General features: G+C 27.1%; 17 protein-coding genes. 6 read left to right on the plus strand and 11 right to left on the minus strand.

The features are described 5' to 3' along the window. Positions 1 to 69: 69 nt before the first annotated feature. The 3 genes from ACWPW7_RS16010 to ACWPW7_RS16020 form a co-directional block, all read right to left on the minus strand. Positions 70 to 2,391 (minus strand): cell wall-binding repeat-containing protein, encoded by a 2,322-nt coding sequence (locus tag ACWPW7_RS16010; RefSeq protein WP_454054322.1) that lies wholly within the window; start codon positions 2,389 to 2,391, stop codon positions 70 to 72. A gap of 698 nt (positions 2,392 to 3,089) precedes the next feature. After that, a complete protein-coding gene (locus tag ACWPW7_RS16015) occupies positions 3,090 to 5,453 on the minus strand; it encodes a cell wall-binding repeat-containing protein (protein ID WP_454054323.1) in 2,364 nt (787 codons plus the stop codon). A 354-nt stretch (positions 5,454 to 5,807) separates the two neighbouring features. Beyond that, positions 5,808 to 7,178, minus strand: coding sequence for an 8-oxoguanine deaminase (locus ACWPW7_RS16020; protein WP_454054324.1), 1,371 nt, complete (start codon positions 7,176 to 7,178; stop codon positions 5,808 to 5,810). A gap of 389 nt (positions 7,179 to 7,567) precedes the next feature. On the opposite strand from ACWPW7_RS16020, the gene ACWPW7_RS16025 reads away from it, so the two are divergent. Further along, on the plus strand, positions 7,568 to 7,939 hold the full coding sequence (locus ACWPW7_RS16025) for a hypothetical protein (RefSeq protein WP_454054325.1): 372 nt from the start codon (positions 7,568 to 7,570) through the stop codon (positions 7,937 to 7,939). Positions 7,940 to 8,546: 607 nt separating this feature from the next. Then, positions 8,547 to 9,113 carry a rubrerythrin family protein gene (locus tag ACWPW7_RS16030; RefSeq protein WP_454054326.1) on the plus strand — a complete coding sequence of 189 codons (567 nt, stop codon included), beginning with the start codon at positions 8,547 to 8,549 and terminating at the stop codon, positions 9,111 to 9,113. Between the two features lie 78 nt (positions 9,114 to 9,191). On the opposite strand, the gene ACWPW7_RS16035 is transcribed toward ACWPW7_RS16030, so the two are convergent. Next, entirely contained in the window at positions 9,192 to 9,443 is a 252-nt protein-coding gene (locus ACWPW7_RS16035; RefSeq protein WP_454054327.1) for a TIGR03905 family TSCPD domain-containing protein, read from the minus strand. A gap of 544 nt (positions 9,444 to 9,987) precedes the next feature. Between ACWPW7_RS16035 and ACWPW7_RS16040 the strand changes: the two genes are divergently transcribed. The 3 genes from ACWPW7_RS16040 (at position 9,988) to ACWPW7_RS16050 (ending at position 11,978) form a co-directional block, all read left to right on the plus strand. Further along, a complete protein-coding gene (locus tag ACWPW7_RS16040) occupies positions 9,988 to 10,662 on the plus strand; it encodes an isochorismatase family cysteine hydrolase (protein WP_454054328.1) in 675 nt (224 codons plus the stop codon). Positions 10,663 to 10,726: 64 nt separating this feature from the next. Beyond that, the gene (locus tag ACWPW7_RS16045) at positions 10,727 to 11,350 is read left to right on the plus strand and encodes a DUF2238 domain-containing protein (RefSeq protein ID WP_454054329.1); all 624 of its coding nucleotides are present in this window, start codon (positions 10,727 to 10,729) and stop codon (positions 11,348 to 11,350) included. Between the two features lie 100 nt (positions 11,351 to 11,450). Then, a complete protein-coding gene (locus tag ACWPW7_RS16050; protein ID WP_454054330.1) occupies positions 11,451 to 11,978 on the plus strand; it encodes a 2'-5' RNA ligase family protein in 528 nt (175 codons plus the stop codon). 311 nt (positions 11,979 to 12,289) lie between these two features. Here the strand turns inward: ACWPW7_RS16050 and ACWPW7_RS16055 are convergent, their stop codons facing one another. From ACWPW7_RS16055 to ACWPW7_RS16080, 6 genes are all read right to left on the minus strand, one after another. Continuing rightward, entirely contained in the window at positions 12,290 to 12,712 is a 423-nt protein-coding gene (locus tag ACWPW7_RS16055) for a DUF3997 domain-containing protein (RefSeq protein WP_454054331.1), read from the minus strand. 1,101 nt (positions 12,713 to 13,813) lie between these two features. After that, positions 13,814 to 15,763 (minus strand): sensor histidine kinase, encoded by a 1,950-nt coding sequence (locus ACWPW7_RS16060; protein WP_454054332.1) that lies wholly within the window; start codon positions 15,761 to 15,763, stop codon positions 13,814 to 13,816. A gap of 53 nt (positions 15,764 to 15,816) precedes the next feature. Continuing rightward, a complete protein-coding gene (locus ACWPW7_RS16065) occupies positions 15,817 to 17,202 on the minus strand; it encodes an MATE family efflux transporter (protein WP_454054333.1) in 1,386 nt (461 codons plus the stop codon). 232 nt (positions 17,203 to 17,434) lie between these two features. Then, positions 17,435 to 18,634 (minus strand): ABC transporter permease, encoded by a 1,200-nt coding sequence (locus ACWPW7_RS16070; RefSeq protein ID WP_454054334.1) that lies wholly within the window; start codon positions 18,632 to 18,634, stop codon positions 17,435 to 17,437. Continuing rightward, the gene (locus tag ACWPW7_RS16075) at positions 18,624 to 19,358 is read right to left on the minus strand and encodes an ABC transporter ATP-binding protein (RefSeq protein ID WP_291563766.1); all 735 of its coding nucleotides are present in this window, start codon (positions 19,356 to 19,358) and stop codon (positions 18,624 to 18,626) included. Before ACWPW7_RS16075 ends, ACWPW7_RS16070 begins: the two co-directional genes overlap by 11 nt. A 70-nt stretch (positions 19,359 to 19,428) precedes the next feature. After that, a complete protein-coding gene (locus tag ACWPW7_RS16080) occupies positions 19,429 to 19,659 on the minus strand; it encodes a hypothetical protein (protein ID WP_454054335.1) in 231 nt (76 codons plus the stop codon). A 356-nt stretch (positions 19,660 to 20,015) separates the two neighbouring features. Here ACWPW7_RS16080 and ACWPW7_RS16085 point away from each other — a divergent pair, with 356 nt between their 5' ends. Continuing rightward, complete coding sequence (locus tag ACWPW7_RS16085; RefSeq protein ID WP_454054336.1) at positions 20,016 to 20,180, plus strand: hypothetical protein; 165 nt, start codon at positions 20,016 to 20,018, stop codon at positions 20,178 to 20,180. Positions 20,181 to 20,341: 161 nt separating this feature from the next. On the opposite strand, the gene ACWPW7_RS16090 is transcribed toward ACWPW7_RS16085, so the two are convergent. Beyond that, entirely contained in the window at positions 20,342 to 22,402 is a 2,061-nt protein-coding gene (locus tag ACWPW7_RS16090) for a methyl-accepting chemotaxis protein (RefSeq protein WP_454054337.1), read from the minus strand. Between the last annotated feature and the right edge of the window lie 1,178 nt (positions 22,403 to 23,580).

The following is a 23,580-nucleotide window of genomic DNA, read 5'->3' on the forward strand; positions in this document are numbered from 1 at the left end:
GTTAGTACACCTGTTAAATTTAAACAAAAAAAGCAAATTGATAAATCAATCTGCTTTTTTGTGGTTATACTACTTTACAGTTATATAACTAATATCTAATATATCATTTGGAATTAAAGCACTAGACCCAAATACATAAGCTTTATTTATTGACCATAGGTTACTTTCTATTATTCCTCTTGCAGTAGCCTCTCTTGGATGAGTTAAGATTATAGGATGTCCACCCTTAGCTGCTAACGCTGAACCTGATAGTGCATCAGGATAATCCATTCCAGTTGCAACATATACGTTTGAAAAGCTTATAGTTGATTTAAACTCATTAATGATAGCTTTATTAGTGTCATATCTATTATTTCCACCTAATCTCTTCACCACCGGAAGATTTGATGCTACTTGTTTACTAATAACACCTTCTGCTCCAACTACATAGCTTTGCTGAATATTTTGACTACCCACATATTCTTTTACAACTTTATCAATATTATTTTTACCAACTAATACTATAGGCATTGATAAATTTGCTGCTATTGGTGCAATAGACAATGCATCTGGATAATCTAAACCTGTAGCAAAAACCATCTTACCACTATTTCCAACTTGTTTTGCAATTAATACTGAAGTTTCATATCTATTAGCTCCGCCAATTCTCTTTATATTAATTCCTAAAGCTTTTATTTGATTTTCTGTATTTTTGCTAAGAGCACCTTCTCCTCCAACAATAAATACTTGTTTAACTTTTAATCTTTGTAATTCATTTTTAAGACCTTCAGTTAAAATTTTTTGTTCACTTAATAAAATAGGTGCATTATATTTTTTTGCCAGTGGCCCAGCACATAACGCATCTGGATAATCTACTCCACTAGCTATTACTGCATAATCAGAATTTTGCCATCCTTTTTTTGAAGCCTCATAAGATGTTAAATATCTATTACTTCCAAAAATTCTTTCTCCTACTACATTACCTTTAACATGTACTGTTGCTGAAGCCTTAAATCCTCCATCTTTCGTTGTTGCCGTAATAGTAGTAGTTCCTGCACTTTTTCCTATTATATTGCCATAGGCATCTACTACTGCAACATAAGGATGACTTGAAGTCCATGTTACTTGTTTATTTCCTGCATTTTGAGGAGCTACTTGTGCTTGAATTGCCACTGTATCATCTTTCTTTAAATATACAGTATCCTTATTAAGAGTAACACCAGTTACAGCCTCTCCTCCAGTTGGAGGTGTTACCGTTCCAGAAGAATCTTTTAAATAAGATAAAACTCCTGCTACAATGGCATTAGCGCAATCTTCTCTAAATTTATCTGTTCTCATTTTTTCTTCTACAGTTGGATTACTTATAAACTCCAATTCAGCTAAAATTGCTGGCATATAGGTTTGTCTAATAACTGCAAAATCTGCACTTTTAACTTGTCTATTTTTAGAACCAAGATTATTGAGAAGATTATTTTGTACTAATCCAGCTAACTTTTTGCTTTCATTTATTCTTTCTCCAGTACCAGTATAAACATAAGTTTCTGTTCCACTTACGCTTCTATCACCAAATGAATTATTATGAATAGACACGAAAGCATCTGCTCCAAAAATATTTGCCATTTGTGCTCTTGGAGAAAGATCAACAAATACATCTGTGGCTCTACTTATTTGAACTTTAATCCCTTGAGCTTCTAATTTACTTTTGACTTTCATTCCTACAGCTAAAGTAACTTCTTTTTCTGTTAACTTATTTAATCCAATGGCACCTGGATCTGATCCACCATGTCCTGGATCTATAAATACTTTATATTCTTTATCTTTGAAATTTGCATTGTTTACTATGTAGCTCTGTGGTGCATTAAGGTCTAAGCTCTTTATCTTTTCTTCAAATTCACTAAATCCACCTTTAACTTTTTCTAATGGTTCATCATTTAATTCAAGTCCACTATCTTTATTTTTAATATTCTCATTTTCTTCTTCATCACCACTATAACTTTTTACAGATACAGATTCATTTTCTACTTCTTCTACATATATTTCAAATACATATTTTGTACTATCATCTATAGCATATATTTTAGCTTTTCCATATTCTAAAGCACTAATCTTTCCTAAACCATCAACTGAAACTATATCTTCATTAGAAGACAACCAAACTAATTTTTTTGCATCTTCTTTTGTAGAAACCACATATTTATATAAATAAGTATTATCACCTTTGGATAAACTTATTGGCTCCTTATTTATTTCTAAATATTTTTCATATTTTTTTAACTCATTATTAAAATTTGACGAATTATTTTCTAAGGAAAATGTAACATTTGAAAAAAGTGTTGAAAAAATAAATGTAAAAAGTAAAACTAATGAAAAAAACTTAGTATATTTACTTTTTAAATTTTTATAATTATCCAATGAAATCCCTCCTTGCCCCTCAGCATAAGTTTTTTATTCTTCATAAAATTATAAAATCCTTCTAAATATATTTAAAAAGTTTAAAAAGTTTCCTTTCGCTTTTATATAGGATTTTAGCATTAAATCTTAACTTATTTTAAACAAATTACCGACAAAATTTTATTTCTCAATACTGTTGAGTAAAGCCTTTATGAAAATATAGAACTTATAAACAAGTTAAAATACGCCTTAAAAGCCTATGATAATTTTAATAAATATAAATCAATTTTTAATTTTTTATCATACTGTTATTTGATTTGTACATTTTAGAAATATAAACTAATTATGTGTTTTAGAAGGTTAAATAATTAGAATACAAAGATATTATCTTAGGAATATTTAGTGTATATATTCCATCCATTTATGGTTATATATGTAAATTATTATATGTGAAATCATATAAATAGTACACCAAACAGACAAAAACTGCAACCTAAAAGTTGCAGTTTTTGTTATATTTTTCGTATTATTTTTATTTAACTTAAATCTTAGTAGATATTTATTGCTTACCTTTTCTATTAATATAAAAGTAGAATAGTTATTGCCTACTTTATTTTTTTATATAAAATTTTAGAATACATGTCTATATCTATTGTTAGAAAACATCATCTTTAGCTAAATATTAGATTGCTAAATCAGATTACTTTTTCTCAGTTATATCACTTTACAGTTATATAACTAATATCTAATATATCGTTTGGAACTAAAGCACTAGATCCAAATACATAAGCTTTATTTATTGACCATAGATTACTTTCTATTATTCCTCTCGCAGTAGCTTCTTTTGGATGAGTTAAAATTATAGGATGTCCACCCTTAGCTGCTAATGCTGAACCTGATAGTGCATCAGGATAATCCATTCCAGTTACAACATATACGTTTGAAAAATTTATAGTTGATTTAAACTCATTAATGATAGCTTTGTTAGTGTCATATCTATTATTTCCACCTAATCTCTTCACTGCTGGAAGATTTGATGCTACTTGCTCACTAATAACGCCCTCTGCTCCAACTATATAACTTTGCTGAATATTTTGACTATCTACATACTCTTTTACAACTCTATCAATATTATTTTTACCAACTAATACTATAGGCATTGATAAATTTGCCGCTATTGGTGCAATAGACAATGCATCTGGATAATCTAAACCTGTAGCAAAAACCATCTTACCACTATTTCCAACTTCTTTTGCAATTAATACTGAAGTTTCATATCTATTAGCTCCGCCAATTCTCTTTATATTAATTCCTAAAGCTTTTATCTGATTTTCTGTGTCTTTGCTAAGAGCACCTTCTCCTCCAACAATAAATACTTGTTTAACTTTTAATCTTTGTAATTCATTTCTAAGACCTTCAGTTAAAATTTTTTGTTCACTTAATAAAATAGGTGCATTATATTTTTTTGCTAATGGTCCAGCACATAACGCATCTGGATAATCTGCTCCACTAGCTATTACTGCATAATCAGAATTTTGCCATCCTTTTTTTGAAGCCTCATAAGATCTTAAATATCCATTACTTCCAAAAATTCTTTCTCCTACTACATTCCCTTTAACATTTACTGTTGCTGAAGCCTTAAATCCTCCATCCTTTGTTGTTGCTGTAATGGTAGTAGTTCCTGCACTTTTCCCTATTATATTACCATAGGCATCTACTATTGCAACATAAGGATGACTTGAAGTCCATGTTACTTGTTTATTTCCTGCATTTTGAGGAGCCACTTGTGCTTGAATTGCTACTATATCATCTTTTTTTAAGTATACAGTATCCTTGCTAAGGGTGACCCCAGTTACAGTTTCTCCTACAGTTGGAGGTATCATTTCTCCAGTAGGAGGTGTTACTTCTCCAGCAGGAGGTATTACTATTCCAGAAGGATTTTTTAAATAAGATAAAACTCCTATTACAATAGCATTAGCACAATCTTCTTTAAATTTATCTGTTCTCATTTTTTCCTCTATAGTTGGATTACTTATAAACTCCAATTCAGCTAAAACTGCTGGCATATAAGTTTCTCTCACAACTGCGAAATCCGCACTTTTAACCTTTCTATTTTTAGAACCAAGATTATTAATTAGATTATTTTGTATTGGCGTAGCTAACTTTTTACTTTCATTTATTCTTTCTCCAGTGCCAGTATAAACATAGGTTTCTGTTCCACTTGTACTTCTATCGCTAAAAGAATTACAGTGAATAGACACAAAAGCATCTGCTCCAAAAATATTTGCCATTTGCGCTCTTGGAGAAAGATCAATAAATACATCTGTAGTTCTACTTATCTGAACTTTGATACCTTGAGCTTCTAGTTTATTTTTTACCTTTAAGCTCACATCTAAAGTTACGTCTTTCTCCATCAGCCTATTTAATCCAATAGCACCTGTTTCTGATCCTCCATGTCCAGGATCTATAAACACCTTATACTCTTTACCTTTAAAAGCTTCGCTATTTAATATGTAATTCTGTGGTACATTGAAATCTAAGTTTTTTATCTTTTCTTCAAACTCACTGAATTCCCCTTTAACTTTTTCTTTCTCTTCATTATTTAGCTGAAGTTCATCATCTTTAACTTCTATATCTCTGTTTTCATTTTCTTCATTTTTACCACTTTTTATAGATGCAGTTTCATCTCCTAAATCTTTTACATATACTTCAAAGACAAATTTCGTGCTGCTATCTATAGCATATACTTTTGCTTTCCCATATCCTAAAGTAGTGATTTTACCTTCATTATTAACAGAAACGATATCTTCATTAGAAGATAACCAAACCAAATTTTTCGATTCTTCTTTGGTAGAAACTACAAATTTATATAAATAACTAGTTTTGCCTTTAGATAAACTTATTGGTTCCTTATTTATCTCTAAATATTTCTCATACTTTTTTAACTTATTATTAAAGTTTGATGAGTTATTTTCTAGAGAAAATGTAACATTTGAAAATAATGCTAAAAAAATGAATGTAAAAAGTAAAACTAACGAAAAGAACTTAGCATATGTACTTTTTAAACTCTTATAATTGCCCAATGAAATTCCTCCTCTGCCATAATCATAAGTTTATTATTCTTCATTGGAGTATAAAATCCTTCTAAAGTATATTTGAAAGTCTCTTCTTATGTTGCGCAAACAATTTTAAATTTTCATTACTACATTCTTCTCATCTTTTATTACTCTTCAATGAAAATCAATGCTAATAATATTAATAAATTTTTAGATTAATATTTCACTTTCATACATAATAAAAAAACAGCTACAAAGAGCTGTTCTCAAAATAAATAAACTAAATATAAAACTATTGATCTACAAAACTACTAACAAATCTTTTTCCTATTAGATTAAGAACCATATTTAATTTAAATAAATATTAATTATTGTAGAATCTTAACTATTGGCTATTTTATTTTTTTCCATAATCTTTTTTGCTACTTTATTCGCATTTATTCTTATATCTTCTGTATTCATAGTTAAAAGAATACCATCTTTAACCACTATCCTTCCATTTACCATAGTATATTTAACTAGGCTACTATTGCCGCAACAAACTATAGCTACTATAGGATCATGGCATCCTGCATAAGCTACATCATTTAAATCTATAGCAATAATATCTGCTGCCTTTCCTACTTCAATATACCCTGTATCATATCTCCCTAATACCTTCGCTCCTCCTCTTGTAGCCATTTTTAGTAATTCATAAGCTGACAATCCTTTATCTCCATACTTTAAATGATTTAAAAGATACGCCCTTCTTACTTCTTCCCACATATTAGAACCGTCATTAGATGCACTACCATCTACTGCAATTCCAACTGGAACATTTGCTTTATATAATTCCGAAGTTCTACATATTCCACTGCCAAGCTTCATATTAGAGCTTGGACAATGAGCTATTCCCGCTCCTTGTATAGCTTTAATTTCTCTATCATTTAAAAATATTCCATGTGCATACCAAACATCTTTACCAACCCATTCTAATTCCTCCATAAGTTCTACAGGTCTTCTTCCATATTTCTCAATGCAGAATCTTTCTTCATCTAATGTCTCGGCTAAATGAGTATGCATCATAACATCTTTTTTTCTAGCTAAATCTTTAGTACTAATCATTAAATCTTTACTTACAGAAAATGGCGAACACGGCGCTAATGCAATTCTAGTCATTGCATAATCTTCCTTATCATGATATTTATCTATTAATCTCTCTGAATCAGCTAGTATCTCATCTTCCTTTTGAACAACTGAGTCTGGTGGCAATCCTCCATTACTTCTTCCTAAACACATAGAGCCCCTTGTAGCATGAAATCTTATACCAACTTCTTTTGCTGCTTTTATTTGTTCATCTATCAACCCTTCACTATTATTTTTTGGAAATAAATAATGATGATCCATAGTTAAAGTACATCCGGTTTTTAATAATTCACTGAACCCTACAAGTGCTCCATAATAAACTGCACTACTATCAATATATTTCCAAAATTCATAAAGCCCTGTGAGCCAAGGGAAAAGTGGTAAATCTTGTACTTCTTTAATCCCTCTAAAAAGAGTTTGATAAAGATGATGATGGGTATTAACAAATCCAGGCATTAAGGTCAATTCACTACAGTCTATAACCTCAACATCCTCTTTAACATTAATGTCCTTAGCTATTTTTTCAATTTTATTAGATACTACCAATAAATCTACATCATTTAATATACTTTCTTTATCATCCATAGTTATAAGTGTAGATATATTTTTAAACAATATATTATTCAAAACATCCTCCTAAGCTATAATTATTTCTTAATTATATGTATATTACTTTATATATTTTTTTATAATTAATAATTTTTCAAATAATAATCTTATTGCTTGCCTCTCTCCAATAAAAATATATAAATTGCTTAGAAGAAATAGATTATAACTTTTTTAATATTTAATAGATTAGTTAGATCAAACATTTTATTAATAATAAAATAGTCTTGCCACAACAATATGTAATAAAATATAAAAAAAGTTTTAATTTTCAAAATGTTAATATCTTTTTCAGGTTTAGGATGATATAATATTAATAAAAAACAATAATTGGCAGTGGTTAATTATTGTTTTTTTATTATACCTATAATTCTTTATGTAATATGTTCAATAATTAAGGAGGTGATTTAATGGATTACACTTTAACTACTATGGAAGCATTTGAAATATTGTATGATAATCCAACATATAGAGCTATAAATGCTGAAGGTCATACTTTAGAACTTAGAGGTGAAGAAAAGTATATTATTCATCGACGTGTTAAACTTGCTAAAGATAAACATGTCAGTATGAAGGATACTTGGAGGATTATAAAGCCTATATCTTATGAAATAGCAAATGAGCTATTTAAGCGTTTGAGAACTATTGAATGTAGATTTGAAGATGGAGTAAAAAAAATATATAGCAAAATGCCTATTAATGGTCAATTCATTATAGAAAGTGATTTGCCATATTGTAAGAATTGTTTATGGTATTGTTTTAGCTATATAGATGAGGAGTAATTTTACAATAATTATTTATGGATACTTGTGAAAATTATTATAAAATAAAAAGACAATAGGAATTTCTATTTGAATGAAACATCCTATTGTTTTTTATTTATAAAGATATAATATAAATAATATTTAAATCTTACTACTTAACTCTACGATTTCTTAACTTTTATCTATTTCATTTATGTACATATGACAAAATAACTAGTCAAATATTTTAATAATATTATCTGTAAAAAAGAATAGAATTTTACAGATAATAGTGCTATCTATAAATTTTTTCTATACAATCTTTGTAAAATTCATATTTAGAATTATTATATCTTTCTTACAATTATTGATTATAATTTTCAAAAAATGATATTATAATAATCATGAAAATATAATATTTAACTACAAATGTTGAATTCACCCACATAAATTTATATTAATGTATTTATCTTTATTCATAACCCTCATTAAAATCTATGATTTATTATTGGGCTTATAAATATGAAACTTTTTCTCACTTAGTCATTTCAATAACTTTCTATATAAATAATACATTTTTTGTAATATGTATCATATTTTGTAAATTACTATATAATATTATAGAGAGATTTTTAGGAGGTTTACTATGAATTATGGAAGAAGTGATATTAGAACTCTTAAAGGAAGTGAAACTGAGAAAAACTTACTTAGAACCTTTGCTGGAGAGTCAAGAGCTTCAAATAAGTATATGCTCTTTGCAGAAAAAGCTAAGGAAGATGGCTACCAATATGTAGCACAAGTATTTGAAGAAACTGCTTATAACGAACGAGCTCATAGTAGAGTTGCATACAGAGATTTCCTAAAGCAAGTAAGATCTACTGCTGATAACTTAATGTCTGCTATAAAAGGTGAAACAGAAGAAGTTACTAAAATTTATAAAGAATATGAAGATGTAGCTAGAAGTGAAGGTTTTAATCAAATTGCTGATTTTTATAAAGAATTAAGAGAAGTTGAGGAATCTCATGAGAAGAGATTTAAAGCATTATATGACAGAATTATGAATGATATGATGTTTAAAAGCAACAAGGTAGAATCTTGGCAATGTATGAATTGTGGTTATATACATGAAGGTTTAGAAGCCCCTATGGTTTGTCCACTATGCAAGTATCCTAGATCTTATTTTAAAATTCAATGTAAAGATTATGAGTTATAGGTAAAAATAAGCAGTTTGTTAAAGCTGCTTATTTTTTAAATATATGCAAAATATTAACTACATAAATATTACATTATCTTATTTTACGTTTAAAACCAATTTCTCTAAAGCAGTAGCAAATTGATCTGGACATGAAGTTGAAGTTTTGCAAGGTACTCCTTTTAGCTTTTTAACAATGTCATTAACATCCATTCCTTCTAATAGAGCTGCTAGTCCTTTAGTATTTCCTGGACATCCTTTAACAAATTCAACATTTTTAACTTTATTATCTTCTACTTCAAATTTAACTTCTGTTGCGCAACATCCTTTTGTCTTATATGTATATTCCATTATTTTCTCCCCTATCTATAGCTTTATCTCATATATGAATATACATAAAAATACTAAGACATGCAATATGTTCATAAAATATTGCATAATATAGCAGTATATATCACATTAAAACATAATGCATAGTCTAATATAAATGTTTACCTAAGTATTTTAATCTACAACTTAAAATAATGGGTAATTGGCAGTTGACAATTGATGATGAAATTAATTTCTTTAAAGGTTTGCTCAGAAATATAAGCTTTTAGCTGTTCTTTAATAAAAATCTTTTGCTCTTATTGTTATATGAAAAGAAAGTAATAAATCAGTTAAAAAATTCTCATGCACTGCTGAGAATTCACCATAATTGTCCATTGTCCATCGTAAATTATTAATTTTATACTAATGTGAATCTCAGTAATTTAATAATCAATTATATGAATGCATATACTAAATTTTAAAGTAGTAGATGTATATGTATATACATCTGTAAAATAATATTTGACACTAATATTTTAATTGCCTATAATTTTATTAAAATATTGATTTATTAGGAGAGAAGTATATGTTTAATAATGTTGATGTAAATATTGATAAATATGTTAATTCTTTTAAAAATATCATTTCATTAATTAAAGAAAAGTCCGTAGAATCCATTTCTATTAAAGACTTACCTAAAACTGAAACTGCACTTATAGTAATAGATATGATAAATGGTTTTGCTAAGTCAGGAAATCTTTATAGTCCTAGAATAGAGTCTTTAATTCCTGAAATAGGCGCTATTATGAAATACTGTAAAGATGAACATATAAAAGTTATTGCTTTTGGTGATAGTCATACAGATTTATCACCAGAATTTGATTCCTATCCTAAGCATTGTATAAAAGATAGTTTTGAATCAGACATGGTTGAACCATTAAAATCTATTAATAACTATAATTTCATAGAAAAAAACTCAACTAATGGATTTTTAGAGGAAAAGTTTCAAATTTTTCTTAGAGATAATCCTAAAATAACTAATTTTATTATTGTAGGAGACTGCACTGACATTTGTATTGAACAATTTGCAACTACGCTTAAAGCGCATTTTAACAAAAACAACATAATTTCCAGAATAATTGTTCCTATGAATGCTGTAGATACTTATGATTTATCTCCTCATGATGGCGATCTAATGCATATATTAGGATTATTTATGATGATGAACAACGGGATAGAAATAATAAATTCAATTAAGTAATTATTTAAATAATCTTTGGGAATACTATCTTTACATTCCTATTTAAATTGGAAAGGTGATAGTTATGGACTCTACGGATAAAAAATTTCACTTATTTTTATTATTTAGTATTATCATAATTCTAATATGGTCAGGTATTAGGCCCTATAGTAGATATAATTGGTTCTTCGAAGTTTTTTCTTGTTTTATCATCATAGCTGTATTACTTTTTACATATAATAAATTTAAATTTTCTAATTTAGTATATATTGTAATATGGCTTTCTTTGGCTACTATGGCTATAGGTGGACATTACTCCTATAAAAATGTTCCATTGTTTAACTATCTTAAAGATGTGCTTGATTTATCTAGAAATCATTTTGATAGATTAGGACACATAATACAAGGTGCAGTTCCAGCTTTAGTAACTGCTGAACTTCTTATTAGAAAAAAAGTACTAAAAAATAATTTTTTTATTTTTATTATTTCATTTTCTGTTTCTGTAGCAATAAGTGCTTTATATGAAATAGGAGAAGTGGTAGGAGGATATTATATAGCTCATAAGAGAAATGATTTTTTACAAATGCAAGGTGACCAATGGGATACTCAATGGGATATGCTCTGTACAGCTGTAGGTGCATTTTTCTCTCTTACTGCTTTAAGTCCAATACATTGGAAAATATTAAGAAAAAAATTCAATGTAAGATAAAGAATTGATATTATCAACTCTTTATCTTTTTTAATACTAATCATTACTTTAATTAAATAATATTATAATTATATCAATCTATGTTTGGAGGTAGTAAATCATGAGATATGTTATTGTATGTACAATTAAAGGTCCTGCTGGAGAGTTTAATAATAAATTAAGAAAAGATATTTTTCATAAATTTGGTGCTAAGTCTTCAAAACTTCCTGCTCATTTTACTATAAAAGCTCCTTTTGACTATGATAATATTACAGAACTAGAAAATATATTGGAAAATTTCTCAAAAACTTATAGTAAAGCACCTATTGAAATTAAAGGCTATAATTCCTTTAGAAAAGATGTTATATATATGGATGTTAAAATGTCTAGGGAGGCTAAAGATATCCATGATAAACTTATAGATGAACTAGTAAAACTTCCTTACTTAACCTTTAAATCTAATGAAGGAAAAAATAAAATTTTTCATATAACTATAGCCTCTAAAAAAATTTATGATAAATTTGAACCAATAAAAAATTATGTAGAATCCTTTCCTTGTAACTTTGAAAGTTTCTTTGATAATATAGGAGTTTATAAATGGGTAGACAATACTTGGATATTGCATAAAGAATATGAGCTATTGTCTTAAATATTTGATAAAGAATACTATAAATCTTATTATATAGATATACAATATAAGAACTTAAAATATACCCTAGAAAATGACTTTCCCATAAAATAGCATAACTTCTTAAAATTAAGGTTTAATAATTAAGAATGAAAAGTTTAGGATAAAATCTATTTAAAAAACTCCATGCCTTTTACCATGGAGTTTTAACAATTAATTCTTAACTTTTCATTCTTAATTCTTAATTCATGTATAAGGATTTTTATTATGAAAACTAAAATCATGTATAATTTAAAATTCCATAAAAGAAATCTATAGTGTCCTTTATCATCTTATTTGTAACTCTCTACCTTTTTAAGTTTCAAATCCTTTGGTATTTTTAATTCCTCTTTTTTGCTTTCAAACTCCTCTTTAGTAAAAGGTCCATATCCTCTAAGTTGTTTAGTATTTAAAATCCAATAATATTCATTTTTATCTTCATCAACATTTTTATTATCATTCTCTATATCATCTATATTCTTTTGCTTTGCTAATATAAAAACATCATCAAAAGCTATTTCACTAACCATAGAAGGCACTATAGGTGTGTTTTCATCGTATCCATCACGAGGTATAATCTCCACATGATTATCCTCAATTTTAACCACCATATAATTGTTAGGTAGATTAATAGAAAACTCTCCATTACTACTACATCCGCAGAATAATATTAAAATCATAATAATATTAAAGCATGCTATAAACTTCTTTCTCATAGTCTCAACTCCCACTACTTAATCACTAAAAATACTTTTTAATAAATGCGGCATTAACATTAGCCTTAATTATAAGACCTAAACTTATTTTTAACTTTCTATTTCATAAGTAGTTTTATTACAGAGTTAAAAATATCCCCTTTTAGTAGCCACAATTGTTTAAATTAATATTTTGTCAGTTATACTGATCTCTTTAACTCCCCCTTCTAATATTTTTTATAATTATAAGTTCAATATAATACAAAAGCCTGTCTATATTGTGCTCTAAAATATACATTTTTTTAAAATTTTATTATGTATTTTTAATATACATTATTTTATATTTCACCATAATACCTTATACTTTACAAATTCATAGATTAATACTTATATATTAATTTATATTCTACCTATATATAAAATTTCCTTTAATATAATTAAATAAAATTTATGAAAAACTCTAAATTATTAAAATAATAATTTTAAGTTTTCAATAAAAATTATACCATAAAATACCATAATTTCAATTACAATTTTATTATCTTTATAATCTTATATTTTATTTTGAAATATTCATATAATAATATAAGATTATAAAGATAAAAATGCTCTAAAATTTAAAATTCTAGAGCACAACTATATACACATATTTCAATTCACAATTTAAAATAATAGGCAATTCAAAATCCACAATTGAAGAGGAAATTAGTTTGATTAAAACTTTTTTTACTATCAATATGTTGCTAATTCCTCACCTCTGAGGAACAGTTTAATCAATGGAGAACTAAGGATGAGAAATTAACTATTTTAGTTGAAATTAATTTCTTCAAAAATTTTCGATTTTTAATTGTTAATTGTATAAGGGTTCCTCTGAGGTACAACATAATCCAGAACAATATCTATTTACTTAACTAGAATTATGAAAATAGGTAATACAACTAAATATTACCCATGCATTAAATATATTCCATAATATACTACATCCAAAGAATGGTATATCAATTCAAAATCTCTTTTATAAAGAAAAGTTCTCTATAATTGTGCATTATAAATTTAATAGTTCTAATTATAATACTAAACAGCATTAATTTTTCTCATTTTTACAAATACTAAATTAATTACTTAATCATAAATATCAGAAAACTCTAAATTAACTTTTTGATGTTTATCTTCATTGATATCATTTGCGCCTTGGTTATAATTATTCAATAATTTAACTGGCAACTCTACAATAAAACTACTTCCCTTATTTAATTCACTTTTTAAAGTTATATTCCCGCCATGAAGCTCAACTAGGCTCTTTACAAGTGATAACCCTATACCACTACCTTCTCTTTTTCTAGTTAGAGTACTATCTACTTGTGTAAATCTATCAAAAATTATTTTTTGTTTATCTATAGGTATTCCAATACCACTATCTGTAACAGTTATTCTAACCTTGCTGTTTAAATCCTCTAAACTTACTAATATTTCTCCTCCTTTATCAGTAAACTTTATTGCATTAGAAAGGAGATTCAGCACTATTCTTTCTATCTTTTCCTCATCAATTGCCATTATCTTTTCTTCTGTATCAGTATCAAAGACTAATTCAATTCCTTTTCCTTCTACATAGTCTGCAACTGATAATGCTATGTCCTCTACAACTTCTACTACATTACAATTTTGAAGGTTCAATGTAAAATATCCTGAATCAATTTTTGTAATATCAATTATGTTATTGACCAATCTTAAAAGCCTTAGAGCGTTTTGCTTTATGTAAAAAAATTTAATATAGGTATCTTCATTATCAAAAATTATTTTATTATTATCAACATATAACTCCATAAGACTTACAGTGCTTAATATTACATTTAAAGGTGTTCTAAGTTCGTGGGATATATTTGCAAAAAATTCTGTTTTCAACTTATCGTATTTTAATGCTTCATCATAAATTTTTCTCTCTTTTTTTGCCTTCGCTACTAAATAGACATAATATATCCCTGCTACAATCAATGCAAATACTATAAGAAGTATCAGTCCAAAATAAAATCGCTTTTGTTTTTGAGATAAAATGGAATCATGTTTACTTTTATTTATTATGATACAATTTTCAGGAATTTTTCCTAAAGGTATATCTTCTTTAACTAACATATGAAAATCAAAAACAAAAGCATCAATGTGTTCATTAGTTATAGATATATCAGACACTTTTTTTCCTTCTAATATTTGATTTGCAACTTCCCCTATAGCTTCACCATGTTGCTGCCCTATATCTATAGCTCCTCCAACTATACCATAGCCTAAATAATCTTGAGATGGAGAATAAAAAGGACCTTTATTATATTTTTTTAGGTAATCTATGGTTTGTTCTGGAGTTAAAGTTCTATTTTCTCTGTTTAAAAATGTGCCTGAAATTATATTTACTTGATTTTCTCCATTTTTATGCATATCTTTTGCTACATCTTCAATATACATATGTTGAATAAAATTAAACTGAATAGATTTATAATAAGGTCTAATGGATTTTAAATTTTTTCTTACACTATAAGAATATGAGGTGTTGTCTAAGATAATATTTATTTTTTCTGCTTTTGGATGAAGCTTTAAAATAGTATCGAGATTTTCTTTATCGTTAGAAGCTTCATAGAATCCGGTAAAATGTTTTTTTTCTTCTTCATTTAAATTATTTCTTTCGCTTATCCCTATAAATACTACAGGAGCATTATTAAATATATCACTGTGATATTTTTTTACAAATTTAAATGCTTCATCATTAATAACTAATATTAAATCAAAACTTTTGTTTTTATATTTAATTTTATAAATATCACTAAGTTCCTTATAATATTCATCATTTCCTCTTTTAGCATTTAAATATTCATTTGTATAACTTACTTGGATATTTGGATTAATGGTGCTTCTAAAACCATCTTCAATATTCCTTTCCCAAGTTTGATTAATATCATAAGAATTTATTATAAGTATTTCTTTTCTACTGTCTGCTTTTACAATTTGTACTTTTGCATTGAAAATTAAGCTCCAAATAATAAAAATCATTGTTAAATTCAAAGCTTTTATTTTCTTATTTTTCATAACTTTCTCCTAAAAATTTTTAAAAATTTGTCTATAGATCTATTTAATTAAAATTATCTTAACTTAATAGTTTTCCATTTTCCAGATTTAAATCTTAAGTATATCAATATCCATCTAAAAATTTGATCTAAAAGCATGGCAATCCATGCTCCTGGTAGGGCTAAATTAAAAAAGTTCACAAATATGTAGGCAAAAACAACTCTTACTCCCATAATGCCAATTGCCGTTGATATAAGTGGAAAAACAGTATCCCCTGCACCTCTTAATGCTCCTGCTAAAATAAATGCTGAAGACTGAAAAGGTTGAATTATAGCTACAATTTTAAGTACTATTGATGCCGAATTTATAATGTCATTATCTGTTGTGTAAAGAGATAAAATTTGTTTTCCGAAAAAGAAAAATCCTAATGCAATTAAGGAGGCTAATATAGACCCTAACTGCCTACATCTGTGGACATATTCCTCTGCTCTTTTAGGTTCGCCCTCTCCTAAAGTTCTCCCTGTAAGAGATGATGCTGCAATTGAAAATGCTTGTCCAGTTGTAAAAGAAAGTCCCAAAATATTAATGCAAATTTGATGTGATGCATAAACCACTGTCCCTAGAGATGCTACAATTTTTACATATAAAAGCATACCTAGTCTTAAACTTAATTGTTCTAATGAAGATGGAACACCTATTCTTATAAAATTTAAAACAATATTCTTATCAAAAGCAAACTTTTCTTTAAAATTTATCTTTATTTTTGTTTTTCCTTTTAAGAAATAAGAAATAAGCATGATTGAAGCTATTACATGAGATAGTAAAGTAGATACTCCTGCCCCAGTAACCCCCATTCGTGGAAAAAAGAATAATCCATAAATTAATAATGCATTTCCTAAAACATTAAATCCATTTACTTTTATATTTATTTTCATTGGTACTTTAGTATCTCCTACACCTCTTAACACAGCAAATAATGAGGAGTTAAAGCCTTGAAATATAAATCCATACATTATGACTCTAAAATAATTTATTCCAATATCTATAGTTTGCTGTTCTGCACCCATAAAGCTCATTATGCTTCTAGCATTTATCTGCGCCCATATAACTATTGGCAATACTATAAACATATTGATAAGTATAATATGCTTAACTGTACTGCCTACTTTTTCTACTTTTTTCTGTCCTATATATCTTGCTACCATAGCAGTACCACCTACATTTAATGCCTGTAATACTGCCAATCCTAAAAATAATGGTTGATTGGTTACTCCCACCGAGGCCACCGAAGCTGCTGATTCTGCCTTCGGTAATTGTCCAAGCATCATCATGTCTAACATAGAAAATAATGACCCCAATAATAATTCTAGTAGTACAGGCCAAGCTATGTAAATAACTTCTTTACTTATCTTGTCCTCAAATCTACTAAGAAATTTTTCTTTTATTTGTAAAAATGACATATAACCCCTCCAAATTATGTAAACCCTTTATTTTAGGCATCTGAAAAAATAACTTATCAAATATGTGTCCTATATTTTGTATAAGATAACTCAATAGGTTTCCATAATATTCTAAACATCCTGGAGTTCTAATGAAGCAATATGATGCAAAATAAGCTAGCATACTGATTTGTTATTTTTTTAAGATGACTTATATAGAAAAACACAAGATACCTTGTGTTTTTCTATTTTTCTATGTTCTAAATATAACTTCTTCTTTCATGAACATATATCTAGCTATTAAAAGAGATACTACTACATAGACTATTGTCCATACTAATGTAATAGTTATATGCTGTATATTATATACACCTGCAATTAGTTCCTTTAAAATACAAATTATATTAGCTAATGGAATATGGAAATAAATATTTGAAATTGACTTCACATCTAACATATAAGTTGCATAAGCAGGTATTATTGCAATAATTGTAAGTGGAGTCATGTAAGTCTGAGCTTCTTTAAAGCTTCTAGCATATATACTTATAGCAAGCTCTAATGCTCCAAAAACCATAGTAGTTAATACAGCTAATACAAATATTATTACTATAACTTTAATATCTAAAGAGAAATTTAATGCCATATTTGCATCAGAACCAGCAAAGTATTTCGATGACATACTAAATGATATTAAAAGTCCTCCTAAAGAAGCAGCAGTGGTCATCATGCCCAATACAGTAATTGCTAAAAATTTACCATATAATAGTGACATTCTTCCTGCTTGCGTAGTTAATAGTGGTTCTAATGTACCTCTTTCCTTTTCCCCAGCCCCTAAATCTGTCGCTGCTGGAATAGGTCCAGATACACAATACATTACCAATAGGAAGGGAAGTAATATAGATAGCATCATCTTTGCTCCTCCGTCTTCTTTTTCCCCTACCTTATTTTCATCAATTTTTATTGGAGTTAATATAGCTTCATCAATATTCTTAGCTTTTAGCCTTTCTGCTACAATTTCTTTTGAATACTCTTCTACAAGACTGTTAATAGCTCCTAGTGCCACACTAGAAGATTGACTAACATCATCATAGGAAACAGTTATATTAGAAGTTTCTTCATTTTTAATTTTTTCCTCAAAATTCTCTGGTATTTCAATTGCTATCTTTATTTTACCTTCTTTTATATCATTTTTTATATCACTACTATCAATAATAGTTATGTTTTCTTGAGATTTTATAAACTCTCCTATTTTACTATTTCCTTTGTCAACTATTGCGATTTCAAGATTTTCCATTACTTCTGTGGTATTTTTACTTATTCCTTTTCCTATTAAAGTAAACATCACTGGAAATAATAGCAATGGTATTAATATACTAATCATTAAGGTTTTCTTATCTCTAAAAATATCTAACAGTTCTTTCTTTAATACTATAGATATAACTTTATTTTTCATGACTTTCACCTCCTATAAGAGATAAAAATACTTCTTCTAAATCATCATTGTTATACTTTTCCTTTAAATTAATAATTGTACCTTCTTCAACAATCTTACCTTTATGAATTATAATTACTCTATCACATAGTTTTTCTACTTCCCTCATGCTATGACTTGAAAAAATAATTACTTTATTCTCTTTCTTACATCTAAATATAAAATTTTGTACTGTTCTTGAAGCGGTTACATCTAAACCTATTGTAGGTTCATCAAATAGCATAACTTTGGGATTATGTACAATACTTCTTGCAATAGCAACTCTTTGCTTCATACCTCTAGAGAATTTTCCCACTTTTCTATCTATATATTCGTCCATTTCAAAAACTTCCATAAGATTTTTTATATTTTCATTTGACTGTTCCTCTGATAAACCATTTAGCATAGCAAAATATTTTATATTTTCTCTAGCTGTTAATCTGTCATATAACCCTACTTCACCACCAAATAATATACCTATTTCAGATCTAACTTTTGAACTATTCTTTAGTATATCAAATCCATTAATATTAGCAGTGCCCTCTGTAGGTTTTAACATTGTAGCAATCATTCTTAATGTTGTGGTTTTTCCAGCTCCATTTTCTCCTAAAAGTCCAACTATTTCTCCTTCATTAACTGTAAAACTTATATTATCTACCGCTTTAATATTCTTAAAGCTTTTACTTAAATTTTTTACTTCAATCATAACTCTAGACCTCCCTTCAGTTGATGTTAAATATTAACATCATAATTATAACATACAAAGTAATAAATAGTTAATTTTGAAAATAAAATTTATATTTTGAATTGCTATATTTTGAATTTAAGCATATAAAAGTTTTCTTAAATAAAAGAGAACTCTCAATATATTTTTCGCCCGTTGTAAGAATTATAACTGCCTTTGCAGTATACAATCTATTTTCTGCCTTATCATATACAAGAGATTGTGGTTCATATAGAATACTATCTTCAATCTCATTTCCTCTGCCTGCTTGAAGAGCATACATATACGAGTTTCTTTAGCAAGGCCTTCATTGTTTTGATTAATCACTAATTCTTAGGAATAACTACATCTGCATCTTTATATGCCTCTTCCATATTATGAGCTATAGTAATGCTCCACAATGCTTCTCAGCATTTTCTCTAGCTTGCTCTATAACCTAATCTGTTAATTTGTATCCTTCTGAATAAACTAGCCACACCTCCATCCATTCTATGACTTAGGTAAAACTATTTAATAGAACTAAATAAATAGTAAGTATTTATGTTAACCTTAGAAATTAGTATGAATATTCTTGAAATTATCGTTTATTCATTTAATGTAGTCCATAATTATGATATAATGTTATTAGGAGGTGATATTATGACTTATTTTAATACTAATGACTATACAAGATATAAAATAGCTGAAACAGAACAAAATAATAATGGATTAGGAAAGCAAAGTTATGTATCTGGTTGGAAAATAACAGGTATTTCAACTCTCATAATATTATCATATTTTTTACTCCTATTTATATTAAATTAAAATTCTAAATTATATAAAATTAAGCACTAATTACTTAATGTAAATTAGTGCTTATTTTTTTACCAATATTTAATTTGCGTTATCTTTTTCTTAGTTTTTATAAATAATAGACTTTATTTTAAATAAGTTTTTATTCTTAAAATAATATTATAATTATTCCACTACCTTACCTTAAACTTATTTATTTGTCCCATCATGTCTGTTGCCTTTTCTGTAAGTACCTGAGCACTTGTAGCTACTTCTGAACTTGAGTTATTTAGTTCTTCTGAAGATGCTGATATTTCCTCTGAAGATGCTGATATTTCCTCTGATATTGAAGATAATTCCTCTATTGTATTTACTATCTCCTCTTTATTATTATTAATATCCTCAAAGGCTGTATTAATCTCACTTATTCTTGGTGCTATATCACTAACTGCTATAGAAATTTCATTAAAAGATTTCATAGAATTCTCTACATTTTCTCTTTGATTTACAAGTTCTTTATTCATTGTATCTGTTTCATTAACTATAACTTTAGTATTATTTAATAATTTATTTATTATTCTATAAATATTTTCTGAAGATTCTTTACTTCGCTCTGCAAGTTTTCTTATTTCATCCGCTACTACAGCAAATCCTCTTCCAGACTCTCCTGCTCTTGCTGCTTCTATTGCTGCATTTAATGCTAAAAGATTTGTTTGTTCTGCTATACTATTTATTAAATCCGTAATTTCATTTACAGTTTTAATATCTACATCCATTTCTCCTATGCTCTTTGTAAAGTTTTTAAATTTATCATTAAAGCTTGTTATAGAAAATACCACATTTTCCATGTCCTTATTGCTTTTCTTTGAACTTTCACTTACACCTACTGCCATATTATCTATTTCAGTTATATGAATTGCAACTTCATTTAATTGTTCACTAAATTCATTTAATTTGAAAACTATATCTGTTAAGTCTGACGCCTGTTTAGTAGTCCCTTTTGTTACATCTAATATTGCAGTGGAAATGTTATGAGTTAATGCTGATAATTCTTCAGAAATAGCTGCTAAATTTACTGCACTAGAATCTATTTCCCCTGCTGAATCTTTAACTGCTCCTACCATATTTCCTATGGAACTTTGAGTAACATTCAAAGTTTTACATATAGCACCAACCTCATCTGAGCTTCTTATATACTTTTTGTTTATCTCTTCAGTAAAATCTCCTTCTGCTATCTTATCCATATGTCCTTTAACTGCAACTAATCCATTAGTTATTTTTCTACTAAGTACTACTACTAAAATTCCTATTATCACTAACTCTACTAAACCAATAAGCATACTTATATTCTTAAGTCCATTTAATCGACTTAATAAGTCATTTTCATGTACAGCTATTGCTAAAGACCATCCGGTTGATTCAAGTGGATAATATGCTACATATTTATCAACTCCATCATAGAAGTACTCTCCTATGCCTGTCTTTCCTTGCATCATTTCTTTTTCAATTGCAATTAAATCCTGTAATTCAGGATCATTTTGCACTATATAATTGTCCATTCTGTCTACAATAGCCTGATCTATTGCTGCAATTATTTTCCCTTCTGTATCTATGACAAAGCATTCCCCAGTTGATAAAAACTTTATTTTATTGGTTATTTTACTTAAATTATCACTATTCCTTATTGCTATTAAAGCCCCAGTTACAGAACCATTGTTTTTTATTGGCACAGAATATGCAATCAAAATTTTTCCATCTATTTTACTTTTAAAAGTTGATGATACATAGTTATTCCCCTTTATTGCTTCTTTAAAATATTCTCTATCTTTAATATCAAGTACACTACCATCAGTATAAGTTACTTTTCCTGTTAAATCCGCAATTCCAAGCATTGAATGCCCTTCTAATTCTATACTTGACTGTAAAATTGCCTTTTTATCTTCCCATGAAACTTTAGGATCTTTTATCCTTGGAGTATTAGCTGTTAGACTTAAACTCATAAGTTTTGATTTTATTTCATTTTCAAGTCTTTCTGCTGAGGATCTACTTATTTCTGACATAAGATCGACACTACTATTAACAAGTGTTTTTCTCGCTGAATAATAAGCAAATCCAGTTAAAGATATGCACATTACTGCAACCAAAGATAACATAGAAATTAATAATTTTGCCCTTATACTTTTTAATTGAAATTTTGATTTTACTTTATCTCCTCCTCTATTAAGATTTTTCATTAGTTTCAAATTTAATTTCATTATATTTTTTCCCTCCTATATTATTGATCTTACGATTTTATATTAGTTGGTTTAAATCTAAACTATTAACATCCAAGTTGTTATAGGCATATAGATTTATAAAATAAATATTTAAAAAACTTTATTTTCCCAAATAGATATACAAGTTCAATATTGAACTTGTATATCTATTTTAGAAAGGATTTAATATAAAATCATTCTATTAACTTTAATTAATAATACATTTAATATATCGAGAATATTTTTCAAAATTAAATGTTTTTTTGCTTTTTTCGCCAATTATTTTATTTTTGGCTAAAATATAGCAGATTTTATGCATTATTTTCATATTTTTAGTCTTTTTATTACTTTTGAAAGTTTTATATGGTATTTTATTAATAAAATACTATAACAAATATAAATTCTCTAAAGAAAAAGATCCTTTCTAATTTTAGAAAGGATCTTATATATAAATTTTTAATCTATATATAATTTTATTATTTATAATACTGTTTCTATATTAGAGATATCTTCTATATTATGTGTCTTATTTTAGAAATTTCCGCTTATTATTTCTTTATATAAAGTCTTATAGGAAATTACTTTAATAAAAATTATAGCATATCTACTTTGATATTCATGTTTCTATAAACCTTTTAATTATTTTATCAAAGTTACTAACTATATTCTTCAATAAATTGAAACCCATGTAATATAAAGTTAAGCAATTTGGAAAATATTTTTTAATAGTAACTTTCTTTCTTATTAAACTGATAAATAATTATATAGCTAATTTTATAGCTTCTATTAATTTACCAATTATAATCACATCTTCTACATCATCATTAACCTTAGGATTTTTTAAACTCTATCCTTAAATTATATAGGATTATGGCTTTTCCTCTTTTACAAGTTATTATTAAAATTAAATTTTCCTTTTTTAAATCTTTTATAATTATACTGCTATTTATATTGTAATTTTAAATCATTTCATTATAATAATTTTTATTTTATATAGTACCAATGATATTATCTCAATCATAATCATATAATACTACACTATGCATAGTTTAATTACAAAATTGCTGCCCTGTCCTAAGTTATTATACCCATATCTTTACTAATTTCTCCTTGGATAAGTAGTTACTATATATGTCTTTTAAAATGTTTTAAGATTTATTATACATTTGAGATATCCT

This window comes from Clostridium sp. Marseille-Q7071 (assembly GCF_965112025.1).